This window comes from Agromyces albus (assembly GCF_030815405.1).
GTDB lineage: Bacteria > Actinomycetota > Actinomycetes > Actinomycetales > Microbacteriaceae > Agromyces > Agromyces albus_A.
Window position 1 is genome coordinate 619,981 of sequence record NZ_JAUSWX010000001.1, and the last position, 20,925, is coordinate 640,905.

Below are 20,925 nucleotides of genomic sequence, written 5' to 3' on the forward strand. Positions count from 1 at the left end.
AGCGCGAAACCGGCCGCGCTGTTAGCGTTCACATGTTAGCGCTCACAATGCGAACGTGGCGTGGCGACGGCAGGCGATGCCGTCGCCACGTTCGCATGAGCGCGCCCTCCTCGAAGACGAGAGAAAGGTCGAAGATGACCAGGTCCAGCACCACTGCTTCACCGCCGGTGGCCGAACAGTCAGACCGGCGACGAAGGATGAGCAGGCAGTCGGGCGTCGCGCTGTGCGCCGCGCTCACGCTCGCCATCCTCGCGCCGGCCGCCGCCGTCGCCATGCCGATCGTCGCAACCGCCGTCACCGCACCGGCCGACGTCGCCGCGAGCGACGCGTCTGGCGTGAACATCCCCAACCTCGACGACGTGCGTGGCGACATCACGCTCCCCGCGAACGGATCCGGCGGCTCCTCGCTCGCCTGGATCTCGAGCGACCCTGCGGTCATCTCGGCCGACGGGCTCGTCGAGCGGCCGCCCCACGGGTCCGACCCCGCCACCGTGACGCTCCGGGTGACGGCGACCTTCGGCGACTCGACCGCGACGCACGACTACGTCGCGACGGTGACCCCGGCGCCCGTGGACGAGCCGCTCGCCGCCTACTTCTTCCCGCACTTCGTCGGAGAGTCCACCCCCGACGGCGAGGAGATCTACTTCGCTGCCAGCGAGGGCAACGACCCCGAGGAGTGGATGAGTCTCAACGACGGCGAGTCCGTGCTCGCCTCGACCCTCGGCGAGCAGGGCCTGCGCGACCCATTCCTCATCCGCTCACCCGAGGGCGACCGCTTCTTCCTCCTCGCAACCGACCTGAAGATCTACGGCGGGGGCGACTTCGGCACCGCTCAGAGACCGGCAGCCGCTCGATCATGGTGTGGGAGTCCGACGACCTCGTGAACTGGTCGGAGCAGCGCGAGATCGTCGTGTCGCCCGAGAACGCGGGCAACACGTGGGCCCCTGAGGCGTACTGGGATGAGGCGAACCAGGAGTACATCGTGTACTGGGCCTCGGCGCTCTACCCCGCAGACCTTCCCGCCGACCAGCGCGACATCGGCACGAGCTACCAGCGGATGATGTACGCGACGACCCGTGACTTCGTCACCTTCTCGGAGCCGCAGGTCTGGATCGACGAACCGCAGGGCGCAGGCCGCGGCATGATCGATTCGACCGTCGCCCTCGAGAACGGCGTCTACTACCGCTTCACCAAGGACGAGTCGGACTTCACCGTCCGCGAAGAGCAGTCGACCGAGCTGCGCCGCACCCAAGGCGTCGTCGACGGCGACGGCTGGGGCCTCATCGCCGAGCACATCGGGGTCGGCCAGCCGAACCCCTGGGGCGGCACCTTCACCAACGGCGAGGGACCTTCGGTCTTCAAGTCGAACACGGATGACTCGTGGTACCTGCTGCAGGATCAGCCGTCGTACCACGGCGGCGAGGGGTACATGCTCTTCGAGAGCTCCGACCTCGCGAGCGGCGCGTGGACCGCGGTGCCCGACGCCGAGCTCCCAGAGAGCCCGCGCCACGGCACGGTGCTTCCGGTCACGGCGAGCGAGTACCAGCTGCTCCTCGAGACCTACCAGCCCGACGCGCTCGTCGACGGCGTGACCGTGACGCCGGATTCGGCCACGTTGTCACCGGGCGAGACGGCCGCCTTCGAGGCATCCGTCACGCCAGTGACCGCGGAAGACCGCAGCGTCACCTGGATCTCGAGCAATGAATCCGTGGCCACCGTCGACGCAGCGGGCGTCGTGACCGCGATCGCCGACGGCAACGCGACGATCACCGCACGCGCGGCGAGCGGCGCAGAGGGTTCCGCGACCGTGACGGTCGAGACGGCGGGGGCTCCTGAGCTTCCCGCCGACGCATGGGTCGACGGGTTCGACGGCGAGACGCTCGACAGCCGCTGGGCCATCGAGGGCGAAGCGCCCGACACGTGGTCGCTCACCGAGAACCCCGGCGCGCTCACGGTGCACTCGCAGAGCGGCGACACCTACCAAGGTGACAACAGTGCCAAGAACGTGTTCCTCGTCGACGTGCCCGCGGGCGACTTCACCGCGTTCACCTCGGTGACCGGCGCGGTCAGCCGCGACTTCCAGGGCGCAGGGCTCCTCGTCATGAAGGACTTCGACAACTACGTGCGCGCGGGCCTCACCAACGTGAGCTTCGCTCCGGGCGGTCCCACCATCATCGAGAACGGCGTCGAGCAGGGCGCGGTCTACGGCTCGACCTTCACACCGCGACCCGGATCGACGCACGAGTACTTGCGGGTGCAGCGCACCGGCGACGTGATCGTGACGAGCTACTGGACCGGCCACGAGTGGGCCGAAGCCGCGCGCGCGACCGTCGGATTCGACGCCGCCCGCATCGGCCTCTACGCGCTCGCCGCCGGTTCCGCGCCGAGCCACGAGGTGAGGTTCGACTACTTCGCGCTCGTGGCGCCCGAGGGTGCCGACATCGTGCCCGAGGGCATGTTCACGTTCGAGGGATCCGGCGACACCCGCCACCTCACGGCCGGTGACGGCGGCGCGCTCCGCCTCGACGGCACGCGGCCGCTCGCGCAGCTCGCGCTGACGGCGACCGAGGTCGAGGGTGACGCGGGTGGCGAGGCATCCGCTGCTCGTCCCGTGGTGATCCGCGACTCGGCGAGCGATCGCCCGCTCATCGTCGACGGCGACCGGCTCGTGCTCGGTGCTGGCGACGCCGAGGCGACCGCGTTCCGGCTGACGGATGTCGGTGGCAGCAAGGCCGCCCTGCACACGGTCGACGGCCGGTTCATCGTGCTCGGCGACGACGGCGCGCTCGTCGTCGGCGGCGAGTCCGATGCCGCACGGCTCACGATCGTGCCGGTCGAGATCACCGATCACACGATCGAGATCGACACCGACGCACCCCGCACCGAGATGAGCGATGACCTCTACGGCATCTTCTACGAGGACATCAACTACGCGGCCGACGGCGGGATCTACGCCGAGCTCGTACGCAACCGCTCCTTCGAGTTCAACACCGCCGACAACCGGGCGTTCAACGGGCTCACGGCCTGGGAGAAGGCCGAGCGAGGCGCCACCGGAACCATCGCGGTCGGGTCCGACCGTGCGCGCTGGCTGAACGACTCGAACCGTGCGTCGCTCACCATCCAGGCGAACGGTGCGGGCGTCGGCGTGCGGAACATCGGGTTCAACCGGGGCTTCGCGCTCGAGGAGGGCGAGAGCTACGACTTCTCGGTATGGGCCCGGTCCGCGACGGCGCAGCAGCTCACGGTCGCGGTCGAGAACACGGCCGGCACCACGCAGTTCGCGCTCGGCACGGTCGAGGTGGCCGGCGACGACACCTGGCGCAAGGTCGAGGTGCGTCTCACGGCGAACGCGACGACGGATGCCGGGCGCCTCGTGCTGCTCAGCGGCGCCGCGGGTTCCCTGCAGCTCGACATGGTCTCGCTCTTCCCGGTCGACACCTGGGTCGGGCCGGTGAACGGACCGAGCGTGCTCCGCAAGGACCTCGCCGAGAAGGTCGCCGAACTCGACCCGTCGTTCCTGCGCTTCCCCGGCGGATGCGTCACGAACGTCGGCACGTTCAACACGTACCTCGAGTCCGACGGCCAGGACCGCCGTCGCACCTACCAGTGGAAGGAGACCATCGGCCCCGTCGAGGAACGCCCGACCAACTGGAACTTCTGGGGCTACAACCAGTCGTACGGCCTCGGCTACCTCGAGTACCTGAAGTGGGCTGAAGACCTCGACGCGACGCCGCTGCCCGTGGTGTCCGTCGGCGCCAACGGCTGCGGCAGCACCATCCCCGAGATGACCGACCAGGCGCGCATCGACCGCTGGGTGCAGGACACGGTCGACCTCATCGAGTTCGCGAAGGGCGACGTGACGACCGAGTGGGGTGCCAAGCGCGCCGAGCTGGGACATCCCGAGCCCTTCGACCTGCGCTACATCGGCCTCGGCAACGAGGAGAACACCGACACGTTCCAGGCGAACTTCCCGCACTTCCGCGACGCGGTCGCGGCGGCGTGGCCGGATGTCACGATCATCTCGAACTCCGGACCGGATGACACCGGTGCTCGCTTCGACGAGCTGTGGCAGTTCAACCGCGAGCAGGGCGTCGACATGGTCGATGAGCACTACTACAACGACCCGACATGGTTCCTGCAGAACTCCGAGCGGTACGACTCGTACGACCGCGAGGGTCCGCACGTGTTCCTCGGCGAGTACGCGTCGCGCGGCAACACCTTCGCGAACGCCCTCTCGGAGGCGGCCTACATGACGGGTCTCGAGCGCAACTCCGACGTCGTGGAGCTCGCCTCCTACGCGCCGATGTTCGCGAACGAGGACCACGTGCAGTGGGCGCCTGACATGATGTGGTTCGACAACGACGAGTCGTGGGGCTCGGTGAATTACTACACGCAGCAGATGTTCATGACGAACGTCGGCGACGAGGTGGTTCCGTCGACCCACACCGAAGCGGATGCCGCATCCGACCTCGACGGCGGGGTCTTCCTGTCGACGTGGAACACGCGCGCGGCCTACGACGACGTGCGGGTGACCGACAACGCGACGGGCGACGAGCTCTACGCCGAGTCGTTCGACGGCACGGATGACCCGTGGGCCCCGGTCGCTGGATCGTGGGCGGTCACGGGCGGCGAGTACGTGCAGTCGTCGGCCACGACCACGGATGCCCGTTCGCTCAGCCCCGACGCGTACGCGCGGGACTGGTCGAACTACACGCTCGAGCTCGACGCCCGCAAGACGTCGGGAGCAGAGGGCTTCCTCATCGGCTTCGCGGCCGGCGGTCCGAACGACTTCTACTGGTGGAACCTCGGCGGCTGGAACAACACCCGCTCGGTGTTGCAGCACGCCGCCGGCGGTTCGGCCGGCGAGGTCGCGGCACTCGAGGGCAAGGGCGTCGAGACCGGGCGTGACTACCACGCGTAGATCGTGGTGAACGGCTCGACGATCGAGCTCTACCTCGACGGGGTGCTGCAGCTCAGCTACACCGAGCCCGCAGCGAAGGGCCTCTACCAGGTGGTCACTCGCGATGCCGAGACCGGCGAGCTTCGTCTCAAGGTCGTGAACCCGACCGGTTCGACGGCGCGCACGCAGGTGTCGGTCGCGGGCGGCCTGGAGATCGCCGACGAGGTGGCCGTGACCGAGATGGTCGGGGCGCCCGGCGACATGAACACGAAGGCCGATCCCGAGAACCTCGTTCCCGTGGATCGCGAGTGGTCGGGAGGCGGGAACGAGTTCAGCTACGACTTCCCGGCGTACTCGATCACGTTCCTGTCGCTCAGCGAGAAGCCGCATCCGAGCTGCGAGGTGAGCTACACCGTGGAAGGGGATTCGAAGAAGGCCTTCTCGGCCGACCTCACGATCACGAATACCGGTGACGCGCCGTACACCGCGTGGGAGCTCGGGTTCGAGTTCGCCGGGAAGCAAACGCTGCGCAACGGCCACGACGCGTGGTGGCAGCAGGACGGCGCAGCGGTCACGGCGAACAACCTCCCGTGGAACGGCACGATCCAGCCCGGTGAGACCGTCGGGCTCGGGTTCAACGGGAGGGTGAACGGGGGTGGGAACACCGAACCGGCCGCGTTCAGCGTGAACGGCGACGCCTGCACGGTGAAGTAGCAGCGATCAGCCAGCAGCGTCGGCCCCGAGCGGAATTCCGCTCGGGGCCGACGCTGCGGTTGCAGGACCGGATGGGCGGGTCAGCGCGTCAAAATCGGTCGTTTGCGACAGGGCCAGCCGACCGCTAGACAAGTGGGCCGATGTAGGCCAGAACGCGAGCTGCGGTTGAGCGAGGTGCCGACGATCAAGAAACGATGGTGTCTGTCGCCGGCCTACCGGAAGCCACATCAAAGGAGGATGATATTGCTTTGTCGAGCATTTCTCGACAAATACTCCAAGCGTGACATGACGCTCATGAATGCGGACCGAAGGAAGGCTCTCATGGACACTTCTCCATCCCGCACTGCTCCCGACACGGTCGTGCTGATCCACGGCTTTTGGGTCACGCCGCGCAGCTGGGAGCATTGGAAGCGGCATTTCGAGGCCAAGGGCTACACCGTCCTGGCGCCCGCGTACCCGGGCTTCGAGGTTGAGGTCGAGGCGCTCCGCGCGGATCCGACACCGATCGAGCAACTCTAGGTGTCTGAGATCCTCGACATGCTCGAGAAGTTGATCGGAGAACTCGACCGACCGCCGATCATCATGGGCCATTCGGCTGGCGGGGCGTTCACCCAGATCTTGCTCGACCATGGATTCGGCGCGGCAGGGGTGGTGATCAATTCGGCGCCGACCGAGGGCGTGAAGGTGATCCCGCTCTCTCAGATCAAGTCCTCGTTCCCCATCCTGAAGAACCCAACGAACCGGCATCGAGCGGTCGGCTTGACGCCGGAGCAATGGTACGAGGTGTTCGCGAACACGTTCAGCGAGGAGGAGTCGCTGGCCCTGTACGAGCGTTACCACATCCCCGCCTCCGGCAGGATCTTCTGGGGCAGCGCGCTCGCCAATATCCACCCCGGCAAGGACGACACCTACGTCGACTACCACAACGACGCTCGGCCGCCCCTGCTGTTCATCTCTGGGAAACAGGATCCCCTCTTCCCGCCCAAGGTGGGCCATTCGAACGTCAAGCACTACGAGTCGAACACGGTGACCGAGATCGTGGAGTTCGACGGACCGCATCTCTTGCCCGCGATCCCGGAGTGGGAGGCCCTCGCAGACTTCGCGCTCGACTGGGCCCAGAAGCACGCGACGTCCCGTTAGGGGCATCGACGGCGACCATCCTGCCGAGCTTGTGACGGACGCGCGACTGGGCGCTGGGCCCGCCGATCATGTGCCAGTACCGGAGGTGCGCGTGGCGAAGTACTCTTGCGTACGCCCGCGGCCCGACATCCCCACATGTCGGCCGCCGGTGGCAGACTGGCCCCGTGCTGCTCGACGAACTCGTGGTGACTGCCGACACCGTCGCGTCGACCCGGTCGCGACTCGCGAAGGTCGACGCGTTGGCCGAGCTGCTGCGCCGACTCGAGCCCGATGAGATCGCGCCCGCGGTCGGCTTCCTCGTGGGCAAGCCGCGACAGGGGCGCGTCGGTGTCGGCTGGCGATCGGTCGGCGCCGCGATGGGACAGCCAGCGGATGCAGCGACCGTCACCGTCGCCGAGCTCGACGCGATGCTCGATCGGCTCGCCGCGACATCCGGTGCCGGGTCATCGGGCGACCGCAGCCGCGAGCTTCGCGAACTCACGGCGCGAGCCACCGAGCGCGAGCAGGGCTTCATCGCTCGCGTGCTCCTCGGCGAGATGCGAACCGGTGCCCTCGAGGGGGTGCTCACCGATGCGATCGCGCGCGCGTCCGATCGACCGGGCGGCGTGGTGCGGCGCGCGGCGATGCTCTCGGGCGACCTCGGCGAGACCGCCCGGCTCGCGCTCACGGGCACCGAGGCCGAGCTCGAGGCGGTCGGGCTCGTCGTGGGCCGGCCCGTGCTGCCGATGCTCGCGGCCACCGCGTCGAGTGCGGCGGCGGCGCTCGAGACCACCGGCGAGGCATCCGTCGAATACAAGCTCGACGGCGCGCGCATCCAGGTGCATCGCGCGGGCGACGATGTGCGCGTCTTCACCCGCAACCTCGCCGATGTGACCCACCGCTTGCCCGAGGTCGTCGAGGTGGTGCGTGGCCTGCCCGTGCACGAGGTGATCCTCGACGGCGAGACCCTCTCGCTCGACGAAGACGGCGTGCCCAGGCCGTTCCAAGAGACGATGTCGCGGTTCGGAGCGGATGCCGCGCGCGCGACCCTGCTGCATCCGTGGTTCTTCGACGTGCTGCATGTCGACGGGCGCGACCTGCTCGACGAGCCGCTCGCGACGCGCCTCGCCGAGCTCGAGCGCATCGCGGCCGCCTATCGCATCCCCGGCGAGGTGACCGCCGACCCCGAGGTCGCCGAGCGCGTCTCGCGCGAGGCCCTCGCTGCGGGGCAGGAGGGCGTCGTCGTCAAGGCGATCGGGTCGACATATGCCGCGGGCCGGCGCGGTTCGAGCTGGATCAAGGTGAAACCCGTGCACACCTACGATCTCGTCGTGCTCGCGTGCGAGTGGGGCTCGGGGCGGCGCACCGGCTGGCTCTCGAACCTGCACCTCGGCGCGCTCGACCCGACCGGCGAGTTCGGCGAGCCCGGCGGCTACGTGATGGTGGGCAAGACGTTCAAGGGCCTCACCGACGCATTGCTCAAGTGGCAGACCGAGTACTTCCCGCAGATCGAGAAGCGCCGCACCGAGAACACCGTGTGGGTCGACCCCACCACCGTCGTCGAGATCGCGATCGACGGCGTGCAGGGATCGAGCCGCTACCCGGGCGGCATCGCGCTGCGGTTCGCGCGCGTCAAGCGGTACCGCGACGACAAGCGGCCCGAGGAGGCCGACACGATCCAGACGCTGCGCGGGCTGCTGCGCACGTGAGTCGGCCGGCACGCGGCATCCGCTCGCTCAGTGGTATCGCCCGCTGTACGCGTTGATCGCGGGCTGTCCACCGAGGTGGGCGTAGAGCACGTTCGAGTCCTTCGGGATCTCGCTGCTCGAGACGAGGTCGATGAGGCCCGCCATCGACTTGCCCTCGTAGACGGGATCGAGGATGACACCCTCGAGCCGGCCGGTGAGGCGCATCGCCGCGTCGGTCGACTCGACCGGGATGCCGTACTCGTCGCCCGCCCAACCCTCGAGCACCGTGATCTCGTCGTCGCGCAGGTCGCGGCCGACGTCGATGAGCTTCGCGGTGTTGCGCGCGATGCGGGTCACTTGGTCGCGGGTCTCGTCGATCTTCGCCGACGCGTCGATGCCGATCACGCGCCGCGGCCGCCCGCCGAAGTTCTGCTCGAGGTCGGCGAAGCCGGCGATCATGCCGGCGTGCGTCGAGCCGGTCACCGAGCACACGACGATCGTGTCGAAGAACACCCCGAGCTCGGCCTCCTGCGCGGCCACCTCGTGCGCCCAGTTCGCGAAACCGAGGCCGCCGAGCCGGTGATCGGATGCGCCGGCGGGGATCGGGTACGGAGTGCCGCCCGATTCCTCGACATCCGAAATGGCCTGGCGCCACGACTCCTTGAACCCGATGCCGAACCCGGCGGGGGAGAGCCGCACGTCGGCGCCCATGAGCCGCGACAGCAGGATGTTGCCGACGCGGTCGTTGACGGCATCCGGCCAGTCGACCCAGTGCTCCTGCACGAGCACGGCCTTCATGCCGAGGTGCGCGGCGACGGCCGCGACCTGACGGGTGTGGTTGGACTGCACCCCGCCGATCGACACGAGCGTGTCGGCGCCCTTGGCAAGCGCATCGGGCACGAGGTATTCGAGCTTGCGGGTCTTGTTGCCGCCGAAGGCGAGGCCGCTCGAGACATCCTCCCGCTTCATCCAGACGCGGGCGCCGCCGAGGTGAGCGCTCAGCCGGTCGACCGGATGCACCGGGCTCGGGCCGAACGTCAGCTGGTGACGGGGGAAGTCGGCGAGGGGCATGGGAGTCTCCTTCGGATCGCTACGGCGTGATCGAGTCGACGAAGGCGTATGCCTCGTCGGTGATCGTGCGCCACCGATCGACGCCGTCGGCGAGCGGCACGACGGCCCACTCGCGCCTCGGGCTGCCCGCCATCACCATGTTGTCTAGGCCGAGCGCTTCGATGCGCTCGGCGGGCAGCTTCACGACGAGGTCGCCGGACTTCGAGGCGAAGGCGAAGATCTTGCCACGCACCGAGAGACCTTCCGAGTTGAACATCCTGCTCATCGCGGTGTCCGGCTTCGACAGGATGTCGGGCGCGATCTCATCGAGTACCTCGCGTCCTCGCGCTCGATCGTCCATGGGTCGACGTTACGGCCGCGGATGCCTCGACGACAAGACGCGGCATCCGCTGTCTTCAGAATTCAGGATGCCTGCTCGGGTCGGGCTTGGTCAGTGCGGCGATTCGCGCCCGAAGCGTGCGTCGCGGGTCGCTTGTTCCTGATTCTGCACGCCCTCTACTCGAGCTTGGAGATGTCGATTCCGGTGATGGGCTCGCCCGCGGGCTCGTAGACGAGCGAGATCGCCCCCTTCGGGAAGACCGTGGGCGGCTCGACGAGCCTGAAGGCCGACGGCACGAGGCCGTCGGTCCAGAGCCGCTTGCCGGTGCCGAAGGTGATCGGGTAGACCCAGAGGTTCAGCCGGTCGACGAGGTGCTCCGCGAGCAGGGTCTTCACGAGGTCGCCGCTGCCGAAGACGTGGACCTCGTCGAAGCGGTCGCGGATCGCAGCCACCTCGGTCGCGACATCCGTCACCACCGTCGTTCCAGCCCAGCTGGGGTCGGTCAGCGTGCGCGACGCCACGAACTTCGGCACCGCGTTGAACTTGACAGCGATGGGATCATCGCCGGCGTTCGGCCAGTAAGCGGAGAAGATGTCGTAGGTCTTGCGGCCGAGCAGCAGCGCCTGGAGCCGATCGATGCCGGCGCCGATCGACTCACCCGACTCGTCGTCGAAGTACGCGCCCTGCCATCCGCCGAAGTCGAAGCCGCCTTCGCGATCCTCGTCGGGGGCGCCCGGCGCCTGGTACACCCCGTCGAGGGTGATGAAGAGGTCGACGGCGATGATTCCCATGAGCTGCTCCTTCGCATGCGCAAGACGGCGGAATCGACATCCGCCTCCTTACATATTTCGCGAGTTGCCTGAATTTTCAAGCCCTGTCGTGCAACCGGCAACCCGTGCTGCAATGGGCGAGTGGACAAGGGTGCGGAAGTCATCGCACCGAACCGCTCGCTCGACGAAAAGCTCGACGTTCAGGTCACTGGGGGAATGGTTCGCGGCGTACTCGAAGACGGCCTGCTCGCCTGGCGCGGCATCCCGTATGCGGCGCCGCCCGTGGGGGAGTTGCGATTCGCGGCCCCGGCTCCGGTCGTGCCCTGGGAGGGCGTCCTCGACGGGTCCGAGTTCGGCCCGATCGCGCCGCAGCCGTTCTCGTATCGGCTCATCCGTCCACCTTCAGCCGTGGTCCCGAGTGACGAGGACTGCCTCACCGTCAACGTGCGGGCGCCGATCCGTGACGCGGCTTCCATGCTGTTGCCCGTGCTGGTCTTCATCCACGGCGGCGGCTACAGCGCAGGGTCGTCGCGCGACTTCTCGGGACAGGGCGAGGGATTCGTGCAGAGTAGGCGGATCGTATTCGTGAGCTTCAACTATCGGCTCGGGGCGCTCGGTTACCTCGACTTCACCGCCTACTCGAGCGCGGAACGCCTGTTCGCGAACAACCTCGGACTGCGCGACCAGGTGGCGCTGCTGCACTGGGTGCAGGACAACATCAGCGGCTTCGGCGGAGACCCCGAGAACGTGACGGTGTTCGGCGAGTCCGCGGGCGGCAATGCCGTCACCACGCTTATGGCCACGCCTTCTGCGCGGGGGCTGTTCGCTCGCGCGATCGCGCAGAGCCCACCGCCCACCGCCGTCTACGGGCCGGCGGTGACCTCCCGCTGGGCGCAGGAGTACGTCGACATTCTGCGAGATGTCGTCGGTGCGCGTGAGACAGTCGACGGCGACGCGGAAGCCGATGGGCGCGCGCTGCTCTCGCCGCAGCAGTTGCTGGCGGAGGCTCCGGTCGACGATCTGGTCGCGGCATCCGTCACCCTGCAAGCGAGCATTCCGGATGCCTACCCCGGCGCGTTCTGCTTCGCGCCGGTCGTCGACGGGGAGTTCCTGCCGGAATTGCCGATTCGGGCGATCCGCGACGGCCGTGCTCATCGAGTGCCGCTCATCATCGGGACGAACGATCGCGAGGGCTCGATCTTCCGCGGCCGCGTCGACATCCTGCCGCGCACGCCCGAGCGGATCGACGCGTTATTCGAACGCGCGCCCGTCAGCTCGCAACAGGCGATGCGCGACGCCTATCCCGGTCTGCCCGGGCTGCGAGCAGGCGCCGACTTCGGCGGTGACTACGGCTTCTGGTACCCGAGCACCCGGGTGGCGGACTTCCACTCGCGGTACGCGCCCGTCTGGTCGTACCGCTTCGACATGGCGCCGCGCCTGCTCGAGATCCTCGGCCTCAACGCAACGCACGGGATCGAGATGTTCACCCTGTTCGACAGCACGGAGGAGCCGCTCGCCCGCATCATGACGTCGCTCGGCGGGCAGGAGGCCTACGCGGCGGCCGGCGAGCGGATGCGCGCGCTCTGGCTGCAGTTCGCCGAAGACGGGATCCCGGCCGAGACGTGGCCGCGCTACGAGGAACGTACGAGGTCCACGCTCATCGTCGACGCCGAGGATCGCATCGAATCAGACCCGCGGCGCGAACGACGGCGGGCCTGGAACCGGTTCATCCCGTCACTGGCGGGCTGACGCTGCGAGCCGACGTCGTCTCGGCGAGAGTCCGACCTGTACGCTCGGGACCGGTCCCGCCGCCGATCGGCGGACGGTGAGGGAGACCGCGATTCATATGTCGTCGGTGTGGGAGCGCTACGGTGTCGTCATCTCGGCGACCGTCCTGCTCGGCCTGCCCCTCGGTGCGCTCGTGGTCTTCTGGCTGGTGCGGCGTCGAATCAGACGTGGCTGGTCGCCGGCGTGGGCTTGGCGCGCGACGGTGGCCGAGGTCTGCCTCGTCGTGGGCACGGCGCCCTGGGTGTGGATGATCATGACTCCGACATCCGGCCCTCACAGCCTTCAGCTCATCCCACTGCATGATCTGCAGGCTGTGCTCACGGGGGACGACAGCGTCGTGCAGGTGATCGGGAACCTCCTGGCCTTCGCCGCGCTCGGATTCGTTCTCCCGATCCGATTCCGCCTCGCGGAGGCCAGGTGGGTTCCGGGCGTGGTCGCGGTCGTGGTCGCCAGCTCGTCGCTGCTCGTCGAGGTGCTGCAGTTCACACTGCAGCTCGGCCGGGTGTCATCAGTCGACGACCTCCTGCTGAACACGGTCGGGGCAGTTCTCGCGGCCCTCGCTTCGATGCGATGGTGGCGGTCACGCGCCGACTGCGCTGCGAGCCCGAGCCCGCTACCAGGGTGACGGGCGGTCGTTGTCGCGCTGGCTGTCGTCGGGGAGGTGCGGCAGCTCGGATCCGCCCGCGCGGATGCACAGCCACCGCAGTTGCTCTGGACTGTCGGGGATGCACCGCCACGTGCGCCAGACGCCCTGACCGACTCGCACGACGGCGCCGGGACCGACGTCGACGACATCCTCGTCCAGACCCATCTGCCCACGTCCGGCGAGGAACACGTAGAGCTCCTCGATGCGAGCGTGCGTGTGCCAGTATCCTGCTTGCTCGCCCGGCTCATACGCGTTCGCAGTCATGCCGATGTACTGCATCGTCAGGTCATGATCGACGACCCGTCGACCGTCACGCGAAGTGTCGGGGCGGAAGCCGCCGTAGTGCTCCCGCCACTCGTCGGGCCCGCCCATCTCCAACACCTCGTAGTCGCTCACGACGTCACTGTAGCGGGCCGAGCAAGGAGAGCGGATGCCGCGGGCGCTCGCCGCGGCATCCGCTCGGCCTCACTTCAACACGTCCACACCGTCGAGGGTGAAGGTGCCGCTCACGACGGTGACCGCGATCGTATGCTCACCGCTTCCGAGGCCGCGCACCCAGTGCGACGTCTGCCGCACACCGGTCGCGCCCACCGTCACTCGCGTCGGCGGCGCGCCGTCGACGGAGACGTCGATCGTCGCGGCAGCCGTCGCGCCGAAGAGGTTGATCCCGCTCCCGCTGAAGGGCAGGGAGACGGATGCTCCGGCCGCGAGCTCGTGGTTCGTGCGGTTGTAGTGCGCGAACCCGACCTGGCGGAACGTGACCGGCCCGCTGTACGCGAGCGACGCCACCGTGTCGTCGAGTTTCTCGGACTGCCACGCGAGCCCGTCGACCGGGGTGATCGCGAGGTCGTCCCAGTTCGTCTCGTAGTATCCCGAGACGAGTGAGACGCGGCCCGTCATGACCGGGCTCACCGAGGTGTCTGTCCAGGTCGTGAGCTCGGTGCCGTCGACCGACGGCGTGAGGGCGTTCTCCGCCGCCGTGAGCGAGATCCGGTGCCACGCCCCGGCGTCGAAGTCGGCGATGGTGCCGGATGCCACGACGGCGTCGCGCTTGCGAAGCTCCCACGCGCCGCCCGGTGAGACTCGCACCGCATAGGCCGCGAGGTCGGAACCCTGCGTCACCACCTGCCGCACCCCGAGGCCGGCGAAGTTCGCCAGCGTGGCATCCTTCACCTCGGTGTCGAACTTCACATCGACGGCCGCGGTGTAGTTCGCCCACGTGTGGTCGCCGAGGATCGTCGCGGGTGCGTCGGTCGACAGCTTGTTCTGGCTTCCGTCGCCCCAGACGTTCCAGGTGTAGGGCCGGTTGTCGGCGGTGATGCGTTGCTGCAGCACGTTGTCGTGCCCGGCTTCGGCGGAGCTCACCACCTCGAAGGCGCCGTTCTGGTCGGCCGTGTAGCGGGGCGTGCCGCCGCGACGGTCGAGGTACGACATGCTCACGCCGCCGACGTCTTCAGCGGGGTAGTCCGCGTATTCGAAGTCGTCGGTGTAGGGCAATTCCAGCGGGCTGTTCTCGGCGGTCGAGGCGTATTCGCCGCTCGCGTACTCCGTCGTCGTGTCGGTGAGCCCGTCGGCGAGCGACGAGATCGTGAGGATCGAGTACGGCGCGACCTCGACCCTGTAGACGACGTAGCTCGTGCCGTCGGCGCCGGCCTCGGTGCGCACCGGCTTGATGTAGCCGATGTTCTGGAAGTAGTCGGCATCGTAGGCCTCGCCGGACTCCGGGCCCGTCGTCTCCCACAGGTGCAGGGGCGTGTTCTTGGTGACCCCCAGATCGGCGACCTTGACCTCGAAGTGGCGGGGCTTGGCGGTGTTGTTCGCGTGCACCTGGGTGAAGTCGGGCTTGTGCGCCCCGCGGCCCGGGGCGTCGGCCGCGGCCGGGTCGAGCGGTTCGCGCAGTGTCAGCACGGTGCGGGTGCTCGATCCGACGGCGGTGCCGCCGTCGGCGAACGTGCCGTCGCCGCCACTCGCGCCCTCGATGTATTCCCAGCCCTGGTCGATGAACTGCATGAAGTGGCGCACCAGGACGATGCCGACGCCGCCCTCGTAGTAGCCCGACCATGGGTCGGAGGCACGGATCAGGTGCTTCGGCGAGTACGACGAGCCCTCGTACAGGGCGCTCACCGCCGGCTGGAAGAGGAACGAGGTCATGTGCGCGGGGTTCGCGCCCGACCCCGACCACTTGTATGCGTTGATGAACCGGTCGGCGATGTCGACCGCGCCGACCGTGCCGCCGATGCCGCCCATGTCGGGCTGCGCGGTGAGCCGGTACTCGGGGTCGATCATCGGGGCCACGCCCTCGGAGTAGATGACCTCCTTGCCGAACTCTTTGTTGAGCCGGGTCAGGTTGGGGCCGCCGCCGATCGTGTAGTGGATGCCGATCGCATCGACCTGCTCAAGAGCCTCGGGGCTCGCGAGGATCGCTCCCGCGACGCCCTCGCCGTTCCGGTAGGAGTCGAGCGCGACGATCTCGATGTCGCCGTAGTCGTATCGGGCGTCGGATGCCGCTGCGTCGGCCTCGAGGCGCGTGGCGACCTCGATCGTCCACGCGAGCTCGCTCGCGATGTACTTGGCGTTCACCTCGTTCTGCGACGGGCTGATGTAGTCGAACTTCACGCCGTAGGTGTCGTATGCGGCGTCGATGGTCTCCTTGTACCACTGATACCGCGCATCGGTCTGGTTCCCCGTCCACGACGGCTCGGCCCACCGCAGCGCCTCGACCTTGAGGTCGCGGTTGATCGTCTTCGCGTCGGCGATCAGCCGGAATCCGGCGCCGCGCAGCACGTTGGCCGGCTCGTCGGCGCTGCGCTTGGTCGCGGGCTCCGCGCCCGACGACGTGTTCACGTCGGCGCCGAGCTCGACCTTGATGTGCATCAATCCCGCGCCGGTGTCGGTGTTGAACAGCATGTTCAGAATCCGCCAGTACGCCTCGGGGTTCTCCTCGCGATAGTCGAGCAGCAGCCGCGACGTGTTGTTGCACGACACCGAGCCGAACCCGCCGAACACGTTGAACGCGCTCCCGTCGGGCGCACGTTCGACGTCGTCGCCGTCGACGATGAGCTCCTTCCAGTCGACGGAGTCGTCACCGAACTCGAGCTTCGGGGGCTCCGAGCCACTCGTGTCGAGCGCGATCGCCGACGGCGCCGCTGCGAGCGACGCAGCGATCAGCGCCCCTGCGGCGGCGGTGGCGGCGAGCCTCCACCTGGATTTCTGAGTCATGCGGGATTCCTTTCAACGTTGAAGGGAGCGTGGATGCCTCGATCAGCAATGACCTGGGCGATCCAGACCTACGCGACGCGAACGTATCGACCCGCGAACAGGGCGCACAACGAAAGGAACGCATTCGTTCGCACTCGAGCCCAAGCGAACATCGGCCGGCTCAGGCCGTCGGGCTCATCCGCCCGAGACCGGTATCCACACCCGCATCGTCGAAGGGCCCCGATTCGCCCAGTCCTTGTACGGTCGCATCTTCGCGGTGAACGGCTCGCCGAGTTCTGCAGCGGCGGCCTGATACGGCCAGTCGTCTTCGGGTGCCGTGCGACGGCGGAGGCGCACGATCGCGCCGTCGAAGTCATCGACGGGGGAGAAGTCGGGGTCGAGCTCCACGTGCTCGACATCGATGCCCTGGGGCAGGTCCACATCCTCGAGCGCGAGCACGAGCGGACCGCGCTCCACGGCGGACTGGCCGCGCACCGCGTCGATGCGCGGATGGGCGCGGCTGAAACGCGGCTCCATGGGGAGGCGGAGCTCGATCACGTCGCCCACCGAGAGGCTGCGCTCGACGGTGAAGACCGAATCGGTCGCCAGGGTCGTGACGCCGGCGATCGCGACCTCGGCGCGACCCAGGGCCCACCCGGGGATCCGCAGCGAGACGGGCACGGGCCGTTCAGGGGCATCCACCACGACGACACGCACCGCGTGCGGGTACTCGCTCTCGATGCGGATCGCGATGCGCTCGCCGTCATCGAGGGTCGTGTCGACGGTGTACGAGCCGTACTGGTGCAGCTGCACTCCTGCGCCGTCGGTCGTCGCGAAGTACCCGGCCGCAGATGCCAGGGTGCGGGCGACGTTCGTCGGGCAGCACGACACTTCGAACCACGGCGCTCGCATGCTCGCCTCAGCCCGCTCGCTCAGTTCGTCGTCGGTGGTCGCCGCCCCTGCAGCGCGCTGGTGCAGCGTGTTCGCGTAGTAGAACGCCCGCCCGTCGGCTCGCGGCGACACGAGCACGGCGTTCAGCAGCGTCCGCTCGATCTGGTCGGCGTAGCGGGCGTCGCCCGTCTGCACGAGCAGCCGCCAGCTGAGCATGACCGACGCGATCGCGGCGCAGGTCTCGGCGTAGGCGCGGTCGGACGGCAGCTCGAAGTCGTCGCCGAACTCCTCGTTCTGGTGGTGCGCGCCGACCCCGCCGGTGAGGTAGCTGCGGCGCGCGATCGTGCGCAGGTACTGCGATTCGACAGCGGCGAGCAATTCGTCGTCGCCCGTCTCGACGGCGACGTCCACGGCGCCCGCGGAGAGGTAGAGCGCTCGCACCGCGTGCCCGCGCAGCACCTCGGCATCGCGCACCGGCACATCGTCCTGGAAGTACTCATGCCCCTGGAAGAGCGTCGTGCCGAGCGTGCCGTGCCCGCGCCGTTCGACGAACAGCCGGGCCAGTTCCAGGTACCGGGGTTCGCCGGTCGCGCGGCCGAACTCGGCGAGGGCGACCTCGATCTCGGGATGCCCGCACACCGCCGGCCGGCCCCCCGGACCGAACTCGGTATGGAGGTGGTCGGCAAGGCGGCGCGCGATCGCGGGCAATTCGTCGTCGTGGCCCGTGCGGAGCCGAGCGACGGCGGCCTGGATGAGGTGGCCGTGGCAGTACAGCTCGTGGCCCCATTCAAGGTCGCTGTAGCGGGCGCGCTGTCCGGCGTGCCCGAAGCTCGTGTGGAGGTATCCGTCGTCGTCCTGCGCTGCGGCGACGCGCGACACGATCCCGCGGTAGCGCTCGTCGAGCACGGCATCCGGTCGTCGCCCGAGTTCCCAGGCCATCGCCTCGAGGAGCTTGTACACCTCGGAATCGACGAACTCGATACCCGCGTGGCTGCCAGAAGCGATGCCGGCGACGCGATCGAAGTTCGCGATCCAGCCGATGCGCTCCATCCAGCCGAGGCAGTGGTCGACGATGACGCCCGCATTCAGCTCCTGCATCCGGGCCCAGAGGCCACCCGTGATCTTCACTTCGCCGACTCCGAGCGGGCGGAGCGCCCCGCGCGACGGCGCGATCGGCCCACCGCGTCTGGTCGAGACGGAGGCGAGATGTGGGGAGGCGGTGCTGTTCACGGCGGTGTGCGTCCTCATCGTTCGTGCGAATCAGGTGTTCCGGGAGACTTGCAATGTCGAACCGGTTCGATTACCGTAGCGTCTCATCCACACGGATTCAAGACGTTCGTTCGACGGCCAGATGCGGGAATTCCCGCGTTCGACGACACGGTATGGCTCGGAATCCGGCATAATCCGATGAGAATCATCGAATCGGTTCGAAGAAGAACGGGACGAGAGTGGCAACGATCGGCGACGTAGCCAAGGCGGCGGGAGTCTCCCGCAGCACCGTCTCGTACGCCCTGTCGGGCAAGCGCACCATCTCGGCTGAGACGCGTGAGCGCATCGAGTCCGCGATCAGCCGGCTCGGCTTCACCCCGAATGCGGGGGCGAGAGCGCTCGCGACCTCGCAGACCATGGTCCTCGGCCTCTTCGTGCAGTTCTTCCGCGACGAGTTCTCGCCGGCCATGCTGCAGTATGTCCTCCCGATCTCGGATGCCGCACGGGAAGCGGGCTACGACATCCTCATGGTCACGGAAGACGACGGCCCGAAAGCGCTGCGCCGCATCACCGACTCCGACATGGTCGACGGCGTCGTGCTCCTCAACGTCGCCCACGAGGATGAGCGGATCCCGCCGCTGCGCGCCGCGCGCCAGCCGGGCGCCCTCGTGGGTCTCCCGAAGGACACCGAGGGCCTCGACGTCTTCGACCTCGACTTCGGTGAGGCCGCCCGCATGCTCGTCGATCACCTCCACGACCTGGGCCATCGCGAGATCATCCTGGTCTCCCCGCACGAGCACGTGATCACGCGCGGCGGCGCCTACGCCTGGCGCTTCCGAGAGGCCGCACTCGAGCGCGCCGCGCGATACGGGCTGCGGATCCACCCGTACGCCGGTGAGACGCAGCAGCCGGCGATCAACCAGTCGCTCAACTCCATCCTCGACCAGCGCCCGAGCGCAACAGCGCTGATCGTGCACAACGACGCCATGATCGCGGGGCTCCCGCCCGTGCTCAACGCCCGCGGGGTGCGGGTTCCCGACGACCTCTCGGTCGTCGGCATCTTCTCCGAAGACTTCGGCCGACTGTTCTCATTGCCGTACACGGCCATCGAGACGTCGCCCGACAAGCTGGGCCGCGCGGCGGTCCAGGCGCTCGTGCAGCGAATGCAGGATCCCGACAGCGCCAGTGCGCCCGTGGTCCGATTCATCGCACCCGAACTGACGGATCGAGGCAGTACCCGCTGACCCGTCGCTCACCTGTCGGCGGGGCATCCGTCGGCTCGGCTGTCGAACCGGTTCGACAGAACACCAGGAATCACTGAACACCACACGCACCATTCAAGGAGGAATACCGTGGCAACACTGCACAAGGCGCGCGTGTTCGGCGCCGCCATCATCACCGTCGGCGTGGCAGCCGCAGCACTGACCGGATGCTCGACCCCTGGCGAAAGCACGGCGGCGTCCACCGAGTACACGCTCTGGGACCCGTACCCCGACCGTGACGCCGAGTCGACGTGGGCGAAGGCCATCGACGCCTGCGCCGCCGACCTCGACATCACGATCAAGCGCAACAGCGGCAACACCGGCGACACCGTGAAGGACCTCACCACGGCGGCCGGCAACCTGCCCGACGTCGCCATGGTCGACAACCCCAAGGTCGCCACGCTCGCCGACGCCGGCCTGCTCACGACGACCGAGGACAACGGCTTCGACGTCTCGAGCATCGAGGAGAACATCCTCAGCGCCGGCGAGATCGACGGCAAGGTCTACGGCGTGCCGGTCGGCGCGAACACCCTCGGCCTCTACTACAACCCCGCGGTGCTCGAGGCTGCAGGCGTCGACATCGCGTCGGTGACCGACTACGCGTCGCTCACCGCGGCGCTCCAGCAGATCGTCGCGTCGGGGAACAAGGGCATCACGTTCTCCGCGGTCGGCACCGAGGAGGGCTCGTTCCAGTTCCTCCCGTGGTTCTGGGGAGCCGGCGCCGACCTCACGGCGCTCGACTCCGGTGAGGCCGAGAGCGCGCTGCAGCTGTGGACCGGCTGGGTGACCACGGGCCTCGCCCCGAACTCGGTGATCTCCAACACCCAGGGCACAAGCTGGGACGAGTTCCTCACGGGCGAGTACGGCTTCGCCGAGAACGGCTCCTGGTTCAAGTCCGCCGCCGATGAGGCGGGCTACGAGTCCATCCAGATCCCCGGCATCGACGGTGGTGTCGCCCCGGCTCCGACCGGCGGCGAGTTCATCACGATCCCCGTTCAGAAGGACACCGCCCGCTACGAGACCTCCGCGAAGATCGTGGAATGCCTGAGCAGCGGCGACACCGGTGCGACCGCTCTCGGGTACGTCGCGCCGACGGCCGACGGCCAGGCAGCCCAGCTTGCGGCCGACCCGACGCTCGAGTTCTGGACCAGCGCCGTGGGCGACGCGAAGCCGCGCACCGCCGACAACCTCGGCATCTCTTACGGCGTGATCTCGGAACAGCTCTACACCGCCGTGCAGAACGCGCTGAGCGGTGCGTCCTCTCCGGCGGACGCGCTCGCCGAAGCGCAGGCGACGGCAGCCGAGAAGCTCGAGAAGTAGTCGGCGGAACACCCGCACCGCCCGCACCGC

16 protein-coding genes are annotated in these 20,925 nt (G+C 68.4%); 10 read left to right on the forward strand and 6 right to left on the reverse strand.

Going from position 1 to position 20,925, the window contains the following annotated elements:
- Nucleotides 1-197 precede the first annotated feature (197 nt).
- From QFZ29_RS02880 to QFZ29_RS02905, 6 genes are all read left to right on the forward strand, one after another.
- Nucleotides 198-884 (forward strand): immunoglobulin-like domain-containing protein, encoded by a 687-nt coding sequence (locus QFZ29_RS02880; protein WP_306892747.1) that lies wholly within the window; start codon nucleotides 198-200, stop codon nucleotides 882-884.
- Nucleotides 857-4,921: an alpha-L-arabinofuranosidase C-terminal domain-containing protein gene (locus tag QFZ29_RS02885; RefSeq protein WP_306892748.1), complete on the forward strand. Its 4,065-nt coding sequence runs from the start codon at nucleotides 857-859 to the stop codon at nucleotides 4,919-4,921. Before QFZ29_RS02880 ends, QFZ29_RS02885 begins: the two co-directional genes overlap by 28 nt.
- 3 nt (nucleotides 4,922-4,924) lie before the next feature.
- The gene (locus QFZ29_RS02890) at nucleotides 4,925-5,614 is read left to right on the forward strand and encodes a cellulose binding domain-containing protein (RefSeq protein WP_306892749.1); all 690 of its coding nucleotides are present in this window, start codon (nucleotides 4,925-4,927) and stop codon (nucleotides 5,612-5,614) included.
- Nucleotides 5,615-5,935: 321 nt separating this feature from the next.
- Nucleotides 5,936-6,133 (forward strand): esterase/lipase family protein, encoded by a 198-nt coding sequence (locus tag QFZ29_RS02895; protein ID WP_306892750.1) that lies wholly within the window; start codon nucleotides 5,936-5,938, stop codon nucleotides 6,131-6,133.
- The gene (locus QFZ29_RS02900) at nucleotides 6,134-6,754 is read left to right on the forward strand and encodes an alpha/beta fold hydrolase (RefSeq protein ID WP_306892751.1); all 621 of its coding nucleotides are present in this window, start codon (nucleotides 6,134-6,136) and stop codon (nucleotides 6,752-6,754) included. It begins immediately after the preceding gene.
- Nucleotides 6,755-6,918: 164 nt separating this feature from the next.
- Nucleotides 6,919-8,442 carry an ATP-dependent DNA ligase gene (locus tag QFZ29_RS02905; protein WP_306892752.1) on the forward strand — a complete coding sequence of 508 codons (1,524 nt, stop codon included), beginning with the start codon at nucleotides 6,919-6,921 and terminating at the stop codon, nucleotides 8,440-8,442.
- Nucleotides 8,443-8,469: 27 nt separating this feature from the next.
- On the opposite strand, the gene QFZ29_RS02910 is transcribed toward QFZ29_RS02905, so the two are convergent.
- The 3 genes from QFZ29_RS02910 to QFZ29_RS02920 form a co-directional block, all read right to left on the reverse strand.
- Nucleotides 8,470-9,492 carry a 1-aminocyclopropane-1-carboxylate deaminase gene (locus tag QFZ29_RS02910; RefSeq protein ID WP_306892753.1) on the reverse strand — a complete coding sequence of 341 codons (1,023 nt, stop codon included), beginning with the start codon at nucleotides 9,490-9,492 and terminating at the stop codon, nucleotides 8,470-8,472.
- A 19-nt stretch (nucleotides 9,493-9,511) separates the two neighbouring features.
- Entirely contained in the window at nucleotides 9,512-9,832 is a 321-nt protein-coding gene (locus QFZ29_RS02915) for a hypothetical protein (protein ID WP_306892754.1), read from the reverse strand.
- Between the two features lie 155 nt (nucleotides 9,833-9,987).
- The gene (locus QFZ29_RS02920; protein ID WP_306892755.1) at nucleotides 9,988-10,602 is read right to left on the reverse strand and encodes a dihydrofolate reductase family protein; all 615 of its coding nucleotides are present in this window, start codon (nucleotides 10,600-10,602) and stop codon (nucleotides 9,988-9,990) included.
- A gap of 120 nt (nucleotides 10,603-10,722) precedes the next feature.
- Here QFZ29_RS02920 and QFZ29_RS02925 point away from each other — a divergent pair, with 120 nt between their 5' ends.
- Together QFZ29_RS02925 and QFZ29_RS02930 are read left to right on the forward strand one after the other, a co-directional pair.
- Nucleotides 10,723-12,330 (forward strand): carboxylesterase/lipase family protein, encoded by a 1,608-nt coding sequence (locus QFZ29_RS02925; protein WP_306892756.1) that lies wholly within the window; start codon nucleotides 10,723-10,725, stop codon nucleotides 12,328-12,330.
- Between the two features lie 76 nt (nucleotides 12,331-12,406).
- A complete protein-coding gene (locus tag QFZ29_RS02930; protein WP_306892757.1) occupies nucleotides 12,407-12,994 on the forward strand; it encodes a VanZ family protein in 588 nt (195 codons plus the stop codon).
- Here the strand turns inward: QFZ29_RS02930 and QFZ29_RS02935 are convergent.
- The 3 genes from QFZ29_RS02935 to QFZ29_RS02945 all read right to left on the reverse strand — a co-directional run bounded on the left by QFZ29_RS02935 (nucleotide 12,983) and on the right by QFZ29_RS02945 (nucleotide 18,352).
- A complete protein-coding gene (locus QFZ29_RS02935) occupies nucleotides 12,983-13,411 on the reverse strand; it encodes a cupin domain-containing protein (RefSeq protein WP_306892758.1) in 429 nt (142 codons plus the stop codon). The two genes, QFZ29_RS02930 and QFZ29_RS02935, sit on opposite strands and share 12 nt — an antisense overlap.
- Nucleotides 13,412-13,480: 69 nt before the next feature.
- The gene (locus QFZ29_RS02940; protein WP_306892759.1) at nucleotides 13,481-16,234 is read right to left on the reverse strand and encodes a hypothetical protein; all 2,754 of its coding nucleotides are present in this window, start codon (nucleotides 16,232-16,234) and stop codon (nucleotides 13,481-13,483) included.
- 174 nt (nucleotides 16,235-16,408) lie between these two features.
- On the reverse strand, nucleotides 16,409-18,352 hold the full coding sequence (locus QFZ29_RS02945) for a glycoside hydrolase family 127 protein (RefSeq protein ID WP_306892760.1): 1,944 nt from the start codon (nucleotides 18,350-18,352) through the stop codon (nucleotides 16,409-16,411).
- Between the two features lie 200 nt (nucleotides 18,353-18,552).
- Between QFZ29_RS02945 and QFZ29_RS02950 the strand changes: the two genes are divergently transcribed.
- On the forward strand, nucleotides 18,553-19,557 hold the full coding sequence (locus tag QFZ29_RS02950; protein WP_306892761.1) for a LacI family DNA-binding transcriptional regulator: 1,005 nt from the start codon (nucleotides 18,553-18,555) through the stop codon (nucleotides 19,555-19,557).
- Between the two features lie 108 nt (nucleotides 19,558-19,665).
- On the forward strand, nucleotides 19,666-20,895 hold the full coding sequence (locus QFZ29_RS02955; RefSeq protein WP_306892762.1) for a sugar ABC transporter substrate-binding protein: 1,230 nt from the start codon (nucleotides 19,666-19,668) through the stop codon (nucleotides 20,893-20,895).
- Nucleotides 20,896-20,925: the final 30 nt, after the last annotated feature.

Bases quoted from the DNA above. Each gene is read 5' to 3' on its own strand.
- QFZ29_RS02880 (WP_306892747.1), top strand. From the start codon at position 198: ATGAGCAGGCAGTCGGGCGTCGCGCTGTGCGCCGCGCTCACGCTCGCC.
- QFZ29_RS02920 (WP_306892755.1), bottom strand. From the start codon at position 10,602: ATGGGAATCATCGCCGTCGACCTCTTCATCACCCTCGACGGGGTGTAC.
- QFZ29_RS02885 (WP_306892748.1), top strand. From the start codon at position 857: ATGGTGTGGGAGTCCGACGACCTCGTGAACTGGTCGGAGCAGCGCGAG.
- QFZ29_RS02910 (WP_306892753.1), bottom strand. From the start codon at position 9,492: ATGCCCCTCGCCGACTTCCCCCGTCACCAGCTGACGTTCGGCCCGAGC.
- QFZ29_RS02940 (WP_306892759.1), bottom strand. From the start codon at position 16,234: ATGACTCAGAAATCCAGGTGGAGGCTCGCCGCCACCGCCGCCGCAGGG.
- QFZ29_RS02945 (WP_306892760.1), bottom strand. From the start codon at position 18,352: ATGAGGACGCACACCGCCGTGAACAGCACCGCCTCCCCACATCTCGCC.
- QFZ29_RS02895 (WP_306892750.1), top strand. From the start codon at position 5,936: ATGGACACTTCTCCATCCCGCACTGCTCCCGACACGGTCGTGCTGATC.
- QFZ29_RS02915 (WP_306892754.1), bottom strand. From the start codon at position 9,832: ATGGACGATCGAGCGCGAGGACGCGAGGTACTCGATGAGATCGCGCCC.